The organism is Microcoleus harperi Pol14_C6, assembly GCF_036701295.1.
Taxonomy (GTDB): domain Bacteria; phylum Cyanobacteriota; class Cyanobacteriia; order Cyanobacteriales; family Microcoleaceae; genus Microcoleus.
Genome location: NZ_JAUBQN010000106.1, coordinates 1 through 1,871 on the forward strand (window position 1 = coordinate 1; position 1,871 = coordinate 1,871).

1 protein-coding gene is annotated in these 1,871 nt (G+C 42.9%); it reads left to right on the top strand.

Annotated features, from left to right (window positions below; all coding sequences use genetic code 11):
- The first annotated feature begins 81 nt into the window (after positions 1-81).
- The gene (locus tag QUA27_RS27170) at positions 82-1,323 is read left to right on the top strand and encodes an MBL fold metallo-hydrolase (RefSeq protein WP_333072149.1); all 1,242 of its coding nucleotides are present in this window, start codon (positions 82-84) and stop codon (positions 1,321-1,323) included.
- Positions 1,324-1,871 lie beyond the last annotated feature (548 nt).

A 1,871-nucleotide genomic window follows, 5' to 3' on the forward strand; every position in this document is an offset into this window, starting at 1 on the left:
ACAATCAGTTGACGTGCCATAACTAATGACCTCTAAACAGTATCTTTATTCTATGCAACTTCATATAAAATTGGTATAAGAATCACCCACATTATCGAGACTCACATTCATGCTGATTTTGTATCAGGTTCGCACGAACTAAAAGCCCGAACAAATGCCCCCATATATGGCGGCAAAAGTGACGATTATAAATTTGATTTGCATCAACTAAATGAGGGCGACGAATTAAAGATTGGTAACGTTACCCTTCGCGCACTACATACCCCCGGACATACCCCTGAACACATCTCGCTGCTAATTTTTGATGCCAAGCAAGGTAAGGAACCATTCGCAATATTTACGGGTGACTTCTTGTTTAACTTAGATGTGGGAAGACCAGATTTACTAGGTGGTGGTACTGAGAAAAAACTGGCGGCGCAACTATATCATTCCTTGTTTGATAAACTCGTACCGTTAGGCGATCGCCTAGAAATTTATCCCTCTCACGGTGCGGGTTCATCATGTGGTAAATCCATAGGCGATCGCCGACAAAGTACCATTGGTAATGAACGAATTTTTAGCCCTGTTTTTAAAGAGCGTACCGAAGTAGAATTTGTCGAATGGGTATTAGGTGGAATGCCAGAACCACCAACACACTACCCACGTTTAAAAAAAGTTAATGCTCGCGGGGCAAAAGTTGTAGGTGATGTGCCAATTTTACCGCCGTTATCGCCACAAGAATTTCAACAGTTGATGCAAGATGAAAACACCGTAGTCATTGATACACGCTCAATTCTTGCTTTTGGTGGCGGACATATACCAGGCGCAATTAACATCGCTTTGCGTCCAGAATTTCCTAACTGGGTAGGTTGGATTATTGACCCAGAAAAGAAAATTTTAATGGTGCTAGAAAGTGAACGGGGTGTTAGTTTAGCTTCCCAGCAATTATTCCGAATTGGTTATGACAATATTGCTGGGTATCTTCACGACGGCATGACAAGTTGGCAGAATGCAGGCTTGCCTTTGAAACATCTGGGTGAATGGACTGTGCATGAGTTAAACCAACAGAAAGATTATCCTGATGTGACGGTGCTGGATGTCCGTGGAGATGACGAGTTTAAGGATGGTAACGTGCCTGGTGCTAAACACATATATGTGCCGCATCTGGAAGAACATCTAAATGAGTTAGACAAAAATCAAACTATTGCGACTTACTGTGGCAGTGGTTATCGCGCTTCTATTGCTGCAAGTTTGCTACAAAAACATGGCTTCGAGAAAGTAGTCAATGTTCCTGGTTCGTGGAATGCTTGGACTGCTGAAAAATTGCCTGTAGAGAAATCTTAAAACAAGGGCATTGCTTCAAGAGACTTACAGAATGTTATTTTGCCAGTCAACCAAAAATCAAACATTTACACCTACAACTCGATTATGTCATTGAACAAAATATAGCAACCCTAAATCATTAGCGTAATTATTGTAGGGGCAATCTTCCCGTTGTTGCCCCGATAGATAGGGGGTAGGCACGGAGGCACTACCCCTACAAATTTACATGAATGATTTAGGATTGCTATACTATCTATTTCTGTGTAGGCTGCTATATCAATAGGGATAGCTCATGCGATCGCAAAAGTGCCAATTTCCAACCGCGATCGCGTTTATAGGGCTGACCAAAATGCCAATACAATCTCTGCAATCAATACAGCTACTAATACCCTTTTGGCTCGGATTTCTTTAGACAATTATCGGCCAATATTTTAAGTGCGTTATATCGGGGTGAAGTCAATGTCGGGGCCGTAGAATTCTACTTGTAAAACAGTGCCATCAGGCCTCTCTACCCGCTGAACCGAACCCGTCCGCGTCGGCTTCGGTTCGTCAGCACCGGGGCGGCGGAA